The following is a 14,957-nucleotide window of genomic DNA, read 5'->3' on the forward strand; positions in this document are numbered from 1 at the left end:
TTGGCCCTAGCCCTGATAGTAGCGGCATCCTTTTTAACTTGTTTAAGTTGAAAAGATACAGCGAATAGCAGGAAATAGCTTCTAATAAAAAATAAAATTAACTGATAATAAATAGACATATGGATATCAAACAAAACATTTTAGACGCAGTAAATGAATGGTTAACACCGTCATTTGACACGGCTACTCAAGCAGCAGTAAAAGAATTAATTGCCTCATCACCAAAGGAACTTGAAGAGAGTTTTTATAAAAATCTTGAGTTTGGAACCGGCGGAATGCGCGGGGTTATGGGCGTTGGGAATAATCGTATCAACAAGTATACGCTTGGAAAAAGCACGCAAGGATTGTCTAATTATTTAAAGACTAGTTTTCCTAACCAACCTTTGAAAGCAGTAATCGCTTATGACTGCCGTCAAAATAGTGATACACTTGCAAAGACAGTTGCTGATGTATTTTCAGCTAATGGAATTGAGGTTTTCTTATTTTCAGAATTAAGACCTACTCCAGAATTATCATTTGCAGTAAAACATTTGGGATGCCAATGTGGAATTGTTCTTACTGCCTCTCACAATCCACCAGAATACAATGGATACAAAGTGTACTGGCAAGACGGTGGACAAATTGTTCCGCCAGAAGATGCTGGAATTATCAATGTAATTGAAAACTTAGATTATAGCGAAATTAAATTTGGAGCCAACGAGGATTTGATTCATTATATCGATAAAGACTTAGATGCTGCATTTATAAAATCATCGATTGCAAATGCTAGTTTTAATACACCGCAAGAAGCGAAAGACAATTTAAACATTGTTTTTACTTCTTTGCACGGTACTTCAATTACTGTTATTCCAGAAACTTTATCACAAGCAGGTTATACCAATGTGAATATTGTTGAAGAACAAAGAATTCCAGATGGTAGTTTCCCCACTGTTAAATCTCCTAATCCTGAGGAGCCCGAAGCACTTGCTATGGCGCTTGCATTAGCAGATAAAACGAATGCTGATATTGTGGTAGGAACAGATCCTGACTGTGACCGTTTAGGTGTTGCTGTGCGCAATAACGAGGGTAAAATGATTTTACTTAATGGAAACCAGACTATGGTTTTAATGACTGCATTTTTACTAGAACAATGGAAAAAATCAGATAAAATCAATGGAAAACAATTTATAGGATCTACAATTGTTTCGACTCCTATGATGATGGAGCTTGCTTCTAATTATGATGTTGAATGCAAAGTAGGCTTAACTGGATTTAAATGGATCGCTAAAATGATCAAAGATTTTCCAGAGTTAGAATTTATAGGTGGTGGAGAAGAAAGTTTTGGTTTTATGGTAGGAGACGCTGTGCGTGATAAAGATGCTGTAGCGGCAACTTTATTAGTATGCGAAATTGCAGCTCAAGCTAAAGCAAACGGAAGCTCGCCTTATAAAGAGTTAATCAAGTTATATGTAGATAACGGTTTTTACAAAGAGTATTTGATTTCGATTACCAAAAAAGGAATGGAAGGATTGCAACAAATCACTCAAATGATGATTGATTTGCGTGAAAACCCATTGAAAGAAATTAATGGCCAACGTGTAATTATGGTGGAAGATTACCAATCATCTATCGCTAAAAATTTACTTGACGGTTCAGAAACTACAATGAGCATTCCTAAATCCAACGTATTGATTTATTATACTGAAGATGGATCTAAAATTTGCGCTAGACCTAGTGGAACTGAGCCAAAAATAAAATTCTACATCAGTGTAAATGCAGAGTTAGAAGCTGTGGAAGATTTTAACGAAGTTGAAGCTATTTTAGACCAAAAAATAAAAAACATCATTACTTCAATGCAATTGAATTAAGCATTTTAATTCTACATTAAATATAGCAGACCCGACAAATTTTACTAAAATTGTCGGGTCTTCATAATACCTATCATAATGAATAATTTTAAACGAATATTCTCTTTTCTTGTACCCTATAAAAAGTATGCCTACTTAAACATCTTTTTTAATGTTTTGTACGCCCTTTTTAGCACATTATCTTTTATGTCATTGATACCGATGATGCAAGTTTTGTTTGACCAAACAAAGAGAAACACCGTCGAACCCGTTTATACCGGACTTGGAGGTATTAAAACGTTTGCTGAAAACTATATTAGTTATTTCATCACTAATGCCACAGATACTTATGGTGTAGGCTACACTTTATCGGTGATGGTTGCTTTGATTATTACCATCTTTTTATTAAAGAACTTAAGTGATTATCTAGCGATGTTTTTCATTACTTTTCTTCGTAATGGCGTTTTGAGAGACATGCGTAATGCGATGTATAAAAAAACAATTGAATTGCCACTAGCTTTCTTTTCTGAAAAAAGAAAAGGAGATGTAATTGCGAGGATCTCTGCCGATGTTAATGAAGTTCAAACTTCGTTCTTATCGATCCTGGAGCTTATTGTAAAAGAACCTTTGACGATAATATTTACAATTACTGCCATGCTTTCGATAAGTGTTGACCTGACGTTGTTTGTTTTCATCTTTATTCCAGTTTCTGGCTATGTTATTTCGTTAATAGGTAAACAATTAAAAAGAAAATCTACCGAAGCACAGGAAGAACAAGGTATCTTTTTATCTACGATTGAAGAGACTTTAGGCGGACTAAAAGTGGTTAAAGGGTACAATTCAGAATCGTATTTCAACACCATTTTTTCATCGTCAACACAACGTTTTTTTAAATTATCAAACAGCATAGGAAACCGACAAAACCTAGCTTCGCCAACAAGTGAATTCATGGGAATCATGGTAATTGCTATCCTTTTATGGTATGGGGGGAACATGGTATTGATCGAAAAGACGTTAAATGGCGCTTCGTTTATTGCTTATATGGGACTAGCTTACAATATTCTTACCCCAGCAAAATCAATCTCTAAAGCATCTTATAGTGTAAAAAGAGGTAACGCTGCCGCAGAGCGTGTATTAGAAATTCTAGACCAACAAAACCCAATTACATCTAAAAATGGTGCCATTGAAAAAACTAGTTTCGAAGAGGCTATTACAATCAAGAACATCAACTTTAAATATGAAGATGAAATTGTTTTAAAAGATTTTTCTCTAAATGTAAAAAAAGGACAAACGGTTGCCTTAGTGGGACAATCAGGAAGTGGAAAAAGTACCATTGCAAATTTACTAACGCGTTTTTATGATGTGAATGATGGATCTATAGCAATCGACGGTGAAAATATCAAGGACTTTAATTTACAATCTTTGCGTGGCTTGATGGGCTTAGTTACTCAAGACAGCATTTTATTTAATGACACTATTAGAGCTAACATAGCACTTGGAAAACAGAATGCTACTGATGACGAAATTATCGAAGCTTTAAAAATTGCTAATGCATACGAGTTTGTAAAAGAATTACCTCTCGGGATTAATACAAATGTAGGAGACAGCGGAAATAAACTTTCTGGTGGACAAAAACAACGTTTATCTATTGCAAGAGCAGTGCTTAAAAATCCTCCAATTATGATTTTAGATGAAGCCACTTCTGCACTAGATACCGAAAGCGAAAAATTTGTACAAGTTGCTCTCGAAAACATGATGCAAAATAGAACTTCGATTGTAATAGCACACCGTTTATCAACTATTCAAAAAGCGGACACTATTATTGTAATGCAAAAAGGTCGAATCGTTGAGCAAGGTACACATGAAGAGTTGATAGCACTTAATGGAACGTATAACAAATTGGTAACCTTACAATCATTTGAATAAGAAACCAGAATTGTATTTTTATTCGATGCAAAATTTTTAAACAGACCATATCCAAAGGCTCTTTAATTTTAAAATTCTAAAAATGTATTTGAATAACCCCGACATAAAGCTACCTGAAGATCCCGATACTATAATCTGGAAATACTTAGATTTATCAAAATTTCTAGATTTACTTATGTCTAGAAAATTATTTATGTCGAGATCTGATAAATTTGAAGATCAATATGAAGGTACTTTTAGCGAACCCACATTTGAAGAAATCAGGAAACTCTCTATTGACAATCCTGATTTTTTAAAATTTTATAAAACACATAGAGAGCGTGTAGCCATTAGTAGCTGGCACATCAATGAATACGAATCTTTTGCAATGTGGCAAATTTTCACACAAAATAGCGAAGGATTAGCCATACAATCTACAATAGGGCGATTGCAAGAATCATTGCATCTTGAAAATAATTACAAACAGTATATAGGTGAAGTAAATTATATTGATTACAAGAAAGAATACATTCCGTTTGACGATATGTTCTTTCCTTTTTTATTCAAGAGAAAAAGTTTTCAATATGAGAGAGAAGTTCGCATCATTACAGATGTGAAAGAAAATAAAATCACTTTAAACGATGGTTTGAAAATCAGCGTAGACATTGAAAAGTTAATTGAGAACATTTACATTCACCCCAAGTCAGAGAACTGGTATAAAAACCTAGTTATTCAATTAGTTAAACAACTAGGCTTTGATTTTAATATTGAAAAATCAGATTTAGAAAGTGATATTCTGATTTAATATTTTCTAGATAGGCATGTAAGTCGAAACTTTCCAATCAGCGTTTGATAAGTCAATGTAATTGTAATGCAGCACATCATTTTTGTCAAACTGCCCATTTTTGTTCGTATCTTCTACTGTTCGAAAATACAATCTATTGCTTGATTCTATTAAATTCCAGTCGATCAACTCTTGAAAATCTGCAGAAACTTTTGTGAAATTTGCTCCACTAATATCACTTAAGTACAATGACTTAATATCACTAGCATCTAAGCGACCATCTCTATTAGTATCTACATCGTACATTGTGTACACCATTACTTGTTTTCTAACGCGATCAGAAACAGATCTTAAATACGTAGCTGTTTGAATTAAAGCAGGTTTATCAGTAAGCGGTCTAATGGAATCAGAACCTATTTTTTGGAATTTTAAATTCTGTAAATATCCTGTAATCTCATCTTCTCCATAATTCGAAATTGTAAAACTCAAATCGATTACACTTGACGAACCGTATCTAGATTTTGTTCCGCGTTCGTATACTCTTAGATCAGCGACAGGATGAATAAGATAGTCAGTACCATCCATTTGTATTGGCAAATCAGCAATCGCTACTTGAGCAGAATCCACTTTAGATGTAGTTTTTGATTTGTTTGCTGCATCATAAATTACTTTAGGCTTTTCTTCTTCTTTCTTGCAACTAACAACAAGTAAAACAGAAAGACTCAATAATGCTGTATGTAATTTTTTCATAACCATGTAATATTAAAAAATAAAACCAAATGTAATCATTTTTAAAAACCAATTTATAATTTAACAGCATTTTATGCACTTAAAATAGGCAGCAACCCTGCTAAAAATTTGATAACCAACAGATCAATCCTCCTAAGCAAGATATACAGTTAAGTTCTTTTATTCGATAAAAAAGTAAGAAGTAAGAATCTTAAAATTATTGTTGACTTCTAAAAAAGCGAGTTTCAAATGTTTTAGTATTCCCTACTTTATCCTCCACAACAACTCTAAGTTCGTTTGCCCCTTCAGCTACATTACCATTACTAAAATCATGCGTAATTTTTCCAGTTTTATAGTCATATTCGAATAAAACCCATTTACCGTTCAAATAACCGTTGTAGGATTTTATTCCAGATCCACTGTCACTTATGCGTAGTTGAATAGTTTTTTGACTACTAATCCATTTACCTTCAATAGAGGCAGTGATTGCAATAGAAGGTGTTGTAGTATCACTATATAAACGGTATCTTCCTAACGATCTCACTTTTGCAGAGAATTTATTTCCTTTAATCCAAGTATAATTATAACCAGCTCTGCCCCTACTATCGATATCAGCGATATACATTTTTTCCTTTTCAGCTTCTGTATACGAATCGTCTTCGATTGTGATTGTGAAATTAGACTGTACCGGGATACTTTCATCGCTCATATACAAGGTCTTTCCTTTAACGTCAAAATCCATTTCGAAATCATCGTAGAATGTTCCAGCAGGAATATCCACAGTAAAATTTTCTTTCGAAAAAATATTATCCTTAGCTGCTTTAACAAAATACTCAGAGTGTGTTTGTTCCCTTTTAACAATAGGATTTGTAAGATCATAGTTCACTGGAACTGTAATTACAGTTGTGTTTCCAAAAAAATCAGAAACCTCAATTCGATACACCGAAGCCAGATTAGGCAAAACATCCACCACTCCATTATCTTTATCTGCTTTAATGATACTCAAAGGATACGGCGTTTTCATAAACAACTTTTGAACGCGCTGTGAATTTTGACGGTATTTTGGATAATCAATAAGTGCATTGATATACCTCATCTCGTCAAACGAATAAGTATCTAATTGGTAACCAAAACTTGCACTTCCATTTAAATAGGTTTGTACCTTATATACACCATTTTTATTATAAGAAACGTTATCATAGTCAGCAGCAGTGATCCCGAAACCTATTTTACCATTTGCTTTTACGCTAGTGGCTAAATAAGTACCATCTTTTTGCAACGATAGACTCAATAGCAGCGGACGTTTTGATTGATTAATGATTACGTCGTCCTCTACAGGGTAGACATATAATGCAGAAACCACTGGTTTTTTAGTATCCTTTATAGCGCTATCAAAACCAAACAATAAAGGATTGATAATTTTCTCCGTCTTACTATCTCTAAATTCAAAATGCAAATGCGGCCCTTGAGACGAACCCGTATTTCCAGAGAAAGCAATTACTTGACCTTTTCTAACAGGAAGCTCATGAGGTTTTAAAAATAATTCTACTTCGTATGCTTCCTCCTTATAGTACGCTTTGTAGATATAATCTTTAATTTCAGCATTGGCATTTTGAAGGTGACAATATACCGAAGTGTATCCATTAGGATGCGTAATATAAATAGCTTTTCCATTTCCATATGGAGACATTTTTATACGAGAAACATAGCCATCTGCAACAGCATGAACATCAAGACCTTCACGCTGTAATGTTTTAAAATCGAATCCAGTATGAAAGTGATTGGGTCTTAGTTCACCAAAGTTACCAGACAGTTGTACGGGCACATCTAGCGGTAATCTAAAATAATCTTTAGGGTAATTTGTTTGGGCAATAACACTAGTGGAAAGCACTAGAAATAATCTTAAAAATTTCATGATATACATTTTTGCTAAGGTAAAAAAAGTAATTCGTTATCGTTTATAAAAAAACACAAATCGTAAACATTTACAAGTCAATAATTTGACTATTTTAAAATAAAAAAACCAATAAAATATTGTAATAATAAAAAGTAATACTAAATTTGTAATATTAAGTAATGAATAGAAAATATAATGAGTGTAATTGTAGAAATAATTGATACTCTTGAATATAAAATTGAAAAACTTATATCAAAAATTGAAAGTTTAGAGAAAAATAATCAAGAAATAAAAATCGAATTAACAAAATCTGCAGCAGTCATACAATCTCAATCAAATGAAATTGAAGCACTTAAAACGCAATATGATACACTAAAAATTGCCAACTCATTACTAGGCAGTGACGATAATAAAAGAGATACTAAGCTTAAAATAAATTCATTAATTCGAGAAATTGATTATTGTATTGCACAACTTTCAGATTAAGAAAATATGGACGAAAAGCTGAAAATAAAAATATCAATCGCAGACAGAGTATATCCTTTAACGGTGGATTTCTCTCAGGAAGAAGGTCTTAGAAGCGCTTCTAAGAAAATCGATGTGATGATGAAACAGTTTGAAGAAAATTATGCTGTTCGCGATAAGCAAGATGTTCTAGCCATGTGTGCTTTACAGTTTGCTTCTCAAGTAGAACAAAAACAAATTGATAATTCGATTAATGGTGAAGAAACTATCGAAAGAATTAAAAAATTAAATGCGCTTTTAGATCAATATCTCGACAATTAAACGTTCTTTACAGAAACTAAGATACTGCCTACATTAGTTCACATTTGGTAAACTCAACACTAACATTTTAGAATGAGCGAATCATCACTACTAGAGCATGCCACGCCTTGGCGAGGAAACTTGAACAGTGAGTTAGCTCAAAACTTGTCTTTTCGAGTTTATGCAATCCGGCTAATGTAGGCTTTTTTTATATATAAATTTTAAACAAACATGGACATAGTAACAATCATTGCAGGAATTATAGGGATAATAGTTGGTTTTGGAATTGCCAAAGTCATCGAAAGAAGTAACGTCTCTAATTACCTAAAAAATGCTAAAAAAGAAGCTTCATCTATTTTAAAAGATGCAAAAGTAGAAGCTGAGAATATAAAGAAAGATAAAATTTTACAAGCTAAAGAAAAATTTATCGAACTTAAATCTGAACACGAACAAGTAATTCTTTCTAGAGATAAAAAAGTAGCCGAAGTTGAAAAAAGAATTAGAGATAAAGAGTCTCAAATCTCAAATGAGCTTTCGAAAACTAAAAAAGTAAATGATGATTTCATCAGTAAAACAAATGAAATCGGTGCTAAAATTGAAGTTTTAGACAAGAGACAATCAGAAGTTGAAAAATTACACCAAAGTCAATTACAGCAATTAGAGTTAATTTCTGGATTGTCTGCTGAGGAAGCTAAGAGTCAATTAGTCGAAGGATTAAAAGCTGAAGCTAAATCTAAAGCAATGTCTTTAATACAAGACACAATCGAAGAAGCGAAGTTAACAGCTCAGCAAGAGGCTAAGAAAATCATCATTAACACTATTCAAAGAGTAGGAACAGAAGAAGCAGTTGAAAATTGCGTATCTGTTTTCAACATTGAATCTGATGATGTAAAAGGTAGAATCATTGGTCGTGAGGGTAGAAATATCCGTGCGCTTGAAGCTGCAACTGGTGTAGAAATCATCGTTGACGATACTCCGGAAGCAATTATCCTATCTTGTTTTGATCCTGTGCGTAGAGAGATTGCTCGTTTAGCTTTACACAAATTAGTTACAGACGGCCGTATTCACCCTGCTCGTATCGAAGAGGTTGTTGCAAAAACAGCAAAACAAATCGATGACGAAATTATCGAAGTTGGTAAACGTACTGTTATCGATTTAGGAATTCATGGTTTACACCCTGAATTAATTAAAGTAGTTGGTAGAATGAAATACCGTTCTTCTTATGGACAAAACTTATTACAGCACTCGCGTGAAGTATCTAAGCTTTGTGGTATCATGGCAGCTGAATTAGGATTAAATGTAAAACTTGCTAAAAGAGCTGGTTTATTACACGATATAGGTAAAGTACCAGACGCAGAAAGTGATTTACCTCACGCTTTATTAGGTATGCAATGGGCTGAGAAATACGGTGAAAAAGAAGAAGTATGTAACGCTATTGGAGCGCATCACGACGAAATCGAGATGAAATCATTGCTTTCTCCTATCATTCAAGTGTGTGATGCAATATCAGGAGCAAGACCTGGCGCTAGACGTCAAGTTTTAGATTCTTACATACAACGTTTAAAAGATCTTGAAGAAGTAGCTTACGGATTCACAGGAGTTAAAAATGCTTATGCTATTCAAGCTGGTAGAGAATTACGTGTAATCGTAGAAAGCGAAAAAGTTTCTGATGATAACGCAGCAAATTTATCATTTGAAATCTCTCAAAAAATACAAACAGAAATGACTTACCCAGGACAGGTAAAAGTTACTGTAATTAGAGAAACTAGAGCTGTGAACATAGCCAAGTAATCCTACTACATTATATAAAAATCCCTTTAAACACTTAATAAGTTGTTTAAAGGGATTTTTTTTATCTACTATTTTTAATAACTAAGATTTGCGAGGATGGTAATTATTCACCACTTCTTTCAAAAATTTTCTATCTAGGTGTACGTAAATTTCTGTGGTAGTAATAGATTCATGACCAAGCATTAATTGAATTGACTTTAAATCGGCACCATTTTCTAATAGATGTGTCGCAAAAGAATGTCTAAAAGTATGCGGACTTATCTTTTTTGTTAGTTCGATCTTCACAGATAAATCTTTGATAATGGTAAAAATCATAGCTCTTGTAAGCTGTCCTCCCCTTCTGTTTAAAAACAAAGTATCCTCTGCTCCTTTTTTAATTTTCAAGTGTGCGCGTATACCATCCTTATAGAAACCAATATATTTTTGTGACAGTTCGCTCACAGGAACAAAACGCTGCTTATTTCCCTTACCGGTCACTTTAATAAAACCCTCTTCAAAAAAAAGATCAGATATTTTTAATTCGACTAGTTCAGATACTCGTAGTCCGCAGCCATATAAGGTTTCTAACATGGCTCGGTTCCTCTCACCTTCATTAGAACTTAGATCGATTGCAGCGATTAGAGCATCTATTTCATCTACAGATAGCGTATCAGGAAGCTTTCTAGATGTTCGTGGAGATTCAATTAAAGCAAGAGGATTATCATCTCTATAATCTTCGAAAATTAAAAAAGAGAAAAAACTTTTTAAACCCGAAATAATTCGTGCCTGAGACCTCGCATTAACTTCTGAAGAAACCTTATAGATAAATTCCTGAAGTTCACTTTCTGAAATCTTCAATGGAGAAATCGATATTTTATTTGAATCTAGAAATAAAAGCAGTCGTTCTATATCATAGCTATAATTTTCGACCGTGTTTTTTGATAAACCACGCTCAATTTTCAAATATGCTTGATATTCCTTTATGTATGTTTCCCAATTCATGGTACAAATTAACGTAATTATTAGCCATAAAAAAACCTCCCATTTGGGAGGTTTTATGATCAGCTTATTATGTCAACAAATTAGAATTTGTAATTGAATCCTAAATTCAATGAAGAAAAGTCAACTCCCTCTACAGAGATTCCTTTGTACCCTGCATATAATTCTATTTTTTCATTTTGATAACCAAATTTTGGTTGGTAGTAAACACCACCATCAGAATCCCCTTTTCCAGTGTAAATACCGTAACCTAGGTCTGCACCTAAGAATAAATTATCTGCAAGAGAATATTGAGCAGTGGCAGCAACAGGTATAAAACCTACAGCCTCGCTTTTAAGCGTAAATGAATTAAAGCCGTCACTAAATGTTACGTCTTTTCCAGAATATGAAGTGTAACCAGTAGTTACACCTACTTTAAATTCATCTGCAACATTCCATAAATATGCAACGTCAGCTCCAAGATTAACAGAAGTCAAATCTTTGATGTCTCCCATAGGTAAACCTACATGAACACCTGCTTTAAATTGTCCATCTTGCGCGTTAGCAAATCCAAAAGCTAATACCGCCGCAACAGTTAAAATAATTCTTTTCATTTTGTTTGTTAGTTTAATTAATTTGACACAAATGTATTTAAAACATTACTAAATTTATTTACTGTAAGTAGGAAAAAAGTTGCGTCTAAATTACTTTGAGCTGCAAATAATTGTTAGTCAAAATATTACACTTTAAAAAATCACGGTATTTGGTGAGAAAGAAAATACTTTTCAATAACTATAATTACTAGCTAATTATCTAGCTTCAAGCAAATCTTTATTTATAACGATCATTAAATTAAATCTATGAAGTACAATAAAACTTTTAAAAAAGAGTTAATATTGCACAACAAACATTAAAACAAACTAAACATTAAAACGATGAAAAAAGCATTTATAATTGCTGGGACATTTTTAGCATTTTCTTTAGGAGCTCAAGCTCAATTGGTGAAATTTGGATTAAAAGGAGGATTGAACTACGCTAACTTAACTGGGACTGAAATTCAAACTGATGCGATTACTAGTTATCACGTAGGGCTAGTTGCCGAGGTTAAATTAACCGATAAATTCAAAGTGCAACCAGAGCTTTTATATAGCACACAAGGGGCGTCATACGAAAATGCTGGAAATGAATTTATTAACGAATTAGGATATTTAGCAATACCTGTTTTAGCAAAAATATCTTTAAGCGATGCGTTTACTTTAGAGTTAGGACCGCAAGCTTCCTTCTTACTTAGCGAAAAAGATAATTTTGATGTAAATGATTCTAAGACCTTCGATTTTTCAGTTAATGCTGGTTTAGGATTTAATATAACAAAGAGCATTTTTATCCAAGGTCGTTACAACTTAGGTTTAACAGACACAAAAGTTTCTGATGCAAAAGCTAAAAATTCAGTAGTACAATTATCTGCTGGTTTCTTCTTCTAAAAATATCACAAACAATATTAAAAAACCGCTCTTTATTAGAAGCGGTTTTTTTATTTTTACAAAAACAAGAAGTATGAAAATTTGTATTATCAACGGACCTAATTTGAATTTGTTAGGAAAAAGAGAACCTGAAGTTTACGGCAAATTAACTTTTGAAGAATATTTTACTTCACTTCAAATTAAGTTTCCTTCTATTGAGTTCAGCTACTATCAAAGTAATATTGAAGGCGAACTTATAAACAAAATTCAAGAGTTTGGATTTGATTATGATGGGATTATTCTGAACGCAGGTGCATACACGCATACTTCTGTTGGAATTGGTGACGCTGTAAAAGCAGTTACTACTCCAGTTATCGAAGTTCATATTTCGAATACGTATTCTCGCGAAAGCTTTAGACATCAATCCTATATTTCAGGCAATGCCAAAGGCGTTATTTTAGGTTTTGGATTAAATAGCTACGAACTTGCCGTACAATCTTTTTTAATATCGTAGAGAGAAGAACATCATTCGTAGGAATCAGGCTCTACATGAATAAGCACATGTCCTAATTCAGGAATTTGACTTAGCAAGACGTCATTCAATTTGTGTGCTAATTCATGTCCTTCCTTCACCGAAATTTTCCCATCGACAATGGCATGCAAATCAACGTGAAATTGCATTCCTGCTTTTCGAATAAAACATTTTTCGGTGTCAATGATGCCATCGACTGAACGAGCTACTGTACGAATTTCTACAATCACATCATCATATAAATGTTCGTCCATAATTTCGCCTAATGCAGGTCTAAAAATGTTGTAGCTATTGTACAAAATAAATACCGAAGCAAATAGTGCAGCCCAATCATCTGCAGATTCATAACCTTTACCTAAATATATCGCTATCGAAATTCCAATAAAGGCGGCTACCGAGGTGATTGCATCACTCCTATGGTGCCATGCATCTGCTTTTAAAGCAGAACTATTTGTTTCTATGCTTCTTTTTATTACTACTCTATACGAATACTCTTTCCACAAAATAATCATTCCCAAAACTATTAACGTCCACGGCTTAGGCGATTCATGTGGCCTTTGAATGTTTAAAATACTTTCGTAAGCAATCACCGTTGCCGAAGTAATTAAAAAACCCACTACTAGAAAGGTAAACAAAGGTTCGGCTCTTCCATGTCCGTATGGATGGTTTTCATCTGGAGGCCTATTCGAATATTTTATTCCACACAATACTAATACTGATGCAAAAATATCTGTAGTCGATTCGATTGCATCTGCAATCAAGGCGTACGAATTGCCAAAGAAACCCGCAAAACCTTTTATGACAGCTAAGCATGTATTTCCTAAAATACTGAAATAGGTCGCCTTAATAGCTGTTTTTTCTCGAGACATAACTTATGATTATTCAAATTAAAAAATCGTTTAAATAATACTTTTAAAATGCTAAAAGAATTATTTAAACGATTAATAAAAAATTTATAGTTGAATTTACGCGCGAACGATATTAGCTCCAATAGCTCTTAAACGCTCATCAATATTTTCATATCCACGATCAATTTGTTCGATATTTTGAATGGTACTAGTTCCCTTTGCTGAAAGCGCTGCAATCAATAAAGAGATTCCTGCACGAATATCAGGAGACGACATGGTAGTTGCCTTTAATTGAGACTGAAAATTATGCCCCATAACAACTGCTCTGTGAGGATCACACAACATGATTTTTGCTCCCATGTCAATTAATTTATCGACAAAGAATAAACGGCTTTCAAACATTTTTTGGTGAATTAATACATCTCCCTTTGCTTGAGTTGCTACAACTAAAACGATACTCAATAAATCAGGTGTAAAACCTGGCCATGGTGCATCTGCAATAGTTAAAATAGAACCATCAATATCAGTTTTGATTTCGTATCCATTCTCATGTGAAGGAATGTAAATATCATCACCTCTTTTTTCTAATGTAATTCCTAACTTTCTAAATACTGAAGGAATCACACCTAGATTATCCCAACTTACATCTTTAATTGTAATTTCACTTCTCGTCATAGCAGCCAGACCAATCCAGCTTCCTATTTCGATCATATCAGGCAAAATTCTGTGCTCACATCCACTTAAACTTTCTACTCCTGTTATCGTTAACAAGTTTGAACCTACTCCAGTAATATTTGCTCCCATTGAATTCAACATCTTACAAAGCTGTTGCAAATATGGTTCACATGCTGCGTTGTAAATTGTGGTTGTTCCTTTTGCAAGAACAGCTGCCATTACAATATTTGCAGTCCCTGTTACAGATGCCTCATCAAGTAACATCGATGCTCCTTGAAGACCATCTGGAGCTTCAACACCATAAAAGTGATCTTCTCTATTGTATCTAAATTTTGCTCCTAAATTAATAAAACCTTCAAAGTGAGTATCAAGACGTCTTCTACCTATTTTATCACCACCCGGTTTCGGAATATATCCTTTCCCGTAACGTGCTAATAATGGTCCTACAATCATGATTGACCCTCTTAAAGAACCTCCTTCTTTTTTAAAAGCTTCGGTTTCTAAATAACCAATGTTGATATCGTCAGCCTGAAAAGAATACGATCCAGAACCGTTTTTTTGAATTTTCACTCCTAAATTGCCTAAAAGAACTATTAACTTATTGATATCTATAATATCTGGAATATTATTGATTATCACTTTATCTGAAGTTAATAATACAGCACACAAAATTTGTAATGCTTCATTTTTTGCTCCTTGTGGAGTTATCTCTCCTTTTAGACGAATGCCTCCTTCTATTTTGAAAATTCCCATATATTACTTTATCATTTTAGACTATTGCGTGCAAA

General features: G+C 33.5%; 14 protein-coding genes. 8 read left to right on the forward strand and 6 right to left on the reverse strand.

Annotated elements, in window-relative coordinates:
- The first annotated feature begins 119 nt into the window (after window positions 1-119).
- The 3 genes from H603_RS0101000 (at window position 120) to H603_RS0101010 (ending at window position 4,536) form a co-directional block, all read left to right on the forward strand.
- Window positions 120-1,847 carry a phospho-sugar mutase gene (locus H603_RS0101000; RefSeq protein ID WP_026706834.1) on the forward strand — a complete coding sequence of 576 codons (1,728 nt, stop codon included), beginning with the start codon at window positions 120-122 and terminating at the stop codon, window positions 1,845-1,847.
- Window positions 1,848-1,925: 78 nt separating this feature from the next.
- Window positions 1,926-3,752 (forward strand): ABC transporter ATP-binding protein, encoded by a 1,827-nt coding sequence (locus tag H603_RS0101005; RefSeq protein ID WP_026706835.1) that lies wholly within the window; start codon window positions 1,926-1,928, stop codon window positions 3,750-3,752.
- Window positions 3,753-3,834: 82 nt separating this feature from the next.
- Complete coding sequence (locus tag H603_RS0101010) at window positions 3,835-4,536, forward strand: hypothetical protein (RefSeq protein ID WP_026706836.1); 702 nt, start codon at window positions 3,835-3,837, stop codon at window positions 4,534-4,536.
- Window positions 4,537-4,542: 6 nt separating this feature from the next.
- Here the strand turns inward: H603_RS0101010 and H603_RS0101015 are convergent, their stop codons facing one another.
- Window positions 4,543-5,265, reverse strand: coding sequence for a hypothetical protein (locus H603_RS0101015; RefSeq protein ID WP_026706837.1), 723 nt, complete (start codon window positions 5,263-5,265; stop codon window positions 4,543-4,545).
- Between the two features lie 196 nt (window positions 5,266-5,461).
- The gene (locus H603_RS0101020) at window positions 5,462-7,159 is read right to left on the reverse strand and encodes a M23 family metallopeptidase (protein ID WP_026706838.1); all 1,698 of its coding nucleotides are present in this window, start codon (window positions 7,157-7,159) and stop codon (window positions 5,462-5,464) included.
- Between the two features lie 177 nt (window positions 7,160-7,336).
- Here H603_RS0101020 and H603_RS0101025 point away from each other — a divergent pair, with 177 nt between their 5' ends.
- From H603_RS0101025 to rny, 3 genes are all read left to right on the forward strand, one after another.
- Entirely contained in the window at window positions 7,337-7,627 is a 291-nt protein-coding gene (locus H603_RS0101025) for a hypothetical protein (RefSeq protein ID WP_026706839.1), read from the forward strand.
- 6 nt (window positions 7,628-7,633) lie between these two features.
- Window positions 7,634-7,927, forward strand: a complete 294-nt coding sequence (locus tag H603_RS0101030; protein WP_026706840.1) for a cell division protein ZapA — start codon at window positions 7,634-7,636, stop codon at window positions 7,925-7,927.
- Window positions 7,928-8,137: 210 nt separating this feature from the next.
- Window positions 8,138-9,697: a ribonuclease Y gene (gene rny, locus H603_RS0101035; protein WP_026706841.1), complete on the forward strand. Its 1,560-nt coding sequence runs from the start codon at window positions 8,138-8,140 to the stop codon at window positions 9,695-9,697.
- Between the two features lie 81 nt (window positions 9,698-9,778).
- Here rny and xerD read toward each other — a convergent pair whose 3' ends face one another.
- Both xerD and H603_RS0101045 read right to left on the reverse strand, forming a co-directional pair.
- On the reverse strand, window positions 9,779-10,678 hold the full coding sequence (gene xerD / locus H603_RS0101040) for a site-specific tyrosine recombinase XerD (RefSeq protein WP_026706842.1): 900 nt from the start codon (window positions 10,676-10,678) through the stop codon (window positions 9,779-9,781).
- 80 nt (window positions 10,679-10,758) lie between these two features.
- Window positions 10,759-11,268 carry an outer membrane beta-barrel protein gene (locus tag H603_RS0101045; RefSeq protein ID WP_026706843.1) on the reverse strand — a complete coding sequence of 170 codons (510 nt, stop codon included), beginning with the start codon at window positions 11,266-11,268 and terminating at the stop codon, window positions 10,759-10,761.
- A 321-nt stretch (window positions 11,269-11,589) separates the two neighbouring features.
- Here H603_RS0101045 and H603_RS0101050 point away from each other — a divergent pair, with 321 nt between their 5' ends.
- On the forward strand, window positions 11,590-12,135 hold the full coding sequence (locus H603_RS0101050; RefSeq protein ID WP_026706844.1) for a porin family protein: 546 nt from the start codon (window positions 11,590-11,592) through the stop codon (window positions 12,133-12,135).
- Window positions 12,136-12,208: 73 nt separating this feature from the next.
- Window positions 12,209-12,628 (forward strand): type II 3-dehydroquinate dehydratase, encoded by a 420-nt coding sequence (gene aroQ / locus H603_RS0101055; RefSeq protein WP_026706845.1) that lies wholly within the window; start codon window positions 12,209-12,211, stop codon window positions 12,626-12,628.
- Between the two features lie 11 nt (window positions 12,629-12,639).
- Here the strand turns inward: aroQ and H603_RS0101060 are convergent, their stop codons facing one another.
- Entirely contained in the window at window positions 12,640-13,515 is an 876-nt protein-coding gene (locus H603_RS0101060) for a cation diffusion facilitator family transporter (protein ID WP_026706846.1), read from the reverse strand.
- A 96-nt stretch (window positions 13,516-13,611) separates the two neighbouring features.
- The gene (gene murA / locus H603_RS0101065; protein ID WP_026706847.1) at window positions 13,612-14,922 is read right to left on the reverse strand and encodes a UDP-N-acetylglucosamine 1-carboxyvinyltransferase; all 1,311 of its coding nucleotides are present in this window, start codon (window positions 14,920-14,922) and stop codon (window positions 13,612-13,614) included.
- Window positions 14,923-14,957: the final 35 nt, after the last annotated feature.

The sequence above is a fragment of the Flavobacterium frigidarium DSM 17623 genome, from assembly GCF_000425505.1.
GTDB lineage: Bacteria > Bacteroidota > Bacteroidia > Flavobacteriales > Flavobacteriaceae > Flavobacterium > Flavobacterium frigidarium.

Coding starts and splice junctions, on each gene's coding strand:
- H603_RS0101000 (WP_026706834.1), top strand. CDS start 120: ATGGATATCAAACAAAACATTTTAGACGCAGTAAATGAATGGTTAACA.
- H603_RS0101005 (WP_026706835.1), top strand. CDS start 1,926: ATGAATAATTTTAAACGAATATTCTCTTTTCTTGTACCCTATAAAAAG.
- H603_RS0101010 (WP_026706836.1), top strand. CDS start 3,835: ATGTATTTGAATAACCCCGACATAAAGCTACCTGAAGATCCCGATACT.
- H603_RS0101015 (WP_026706837.1), bottom strand. CDS start 5,265: ATGAAAAAATTACATACAGCATTATTGAGTCTTTCTGTTTTACTTGTT.
- H603_RS0101020 (WP_026706838.1), bottom strand. CDS start 7,159: ATGAAATTTTTAAGATTATTTCTAGTGCTTTCCACTAGTGTTATTGCC.
- H603_RS0101025 (WP_026706839.1), top strand. CDS start 7,337: ATGAGTGTAATTGTAGAAATAATTGATACTCTTGAATATAAAATTGAA.
- H603_RS0101030 (WP_026706840.1), top strand. CDS start 7,634: ATGGACGAAAAGCTGAAAATAAAAATATCAATCGCAGACAGAGTATAT.
- rny (WP_026706841.1), top strand. CDS start 8,138: ATGGACATAGTAACAATCATTGCAGGAATTATAGGGATAATAGTTGGT.
- xerD (WP_026706842.1), bottom strand. CDS start 10,678: ATGAATTGGGAAACATACATAAAGGAATATCAAGCATATTTGAAAATT.
- H603_RS0101045 (WP_026706843.1), bottom strand. CDS start 11,268: ATGAAAAGAATTATTTTAACTGTTGCGGCGGTATTAGCTTTTGGATTT.
- H603_RS0101050 (WP_026706844.1), top strand. CDS start 11,590: ATGAAAAAAGCATTTATAATTGCTGGGACATTTTTAGCATTTTCTTTA.
- aroQ (WP_026706845.1), top strand. CDS start 12,209: ATGAAAATTTGTATTATCAACGGACCTAATTTGAATTTGTTAGGAAAA.
- H603_RS0101060 (WP_026706846.1), bottom strand. CDS start 13,515: ATGTCTCGAGAAAAAACAGCTATTAAGGCGACCTATTTCAGTATTTTA.
- murA (WP_026706847.1), bottom strand. CDS start 14,922: ATGGGAATTTTCAAAATAGAAGGAGGCATTCGTCTAAAAGGAGAGATA.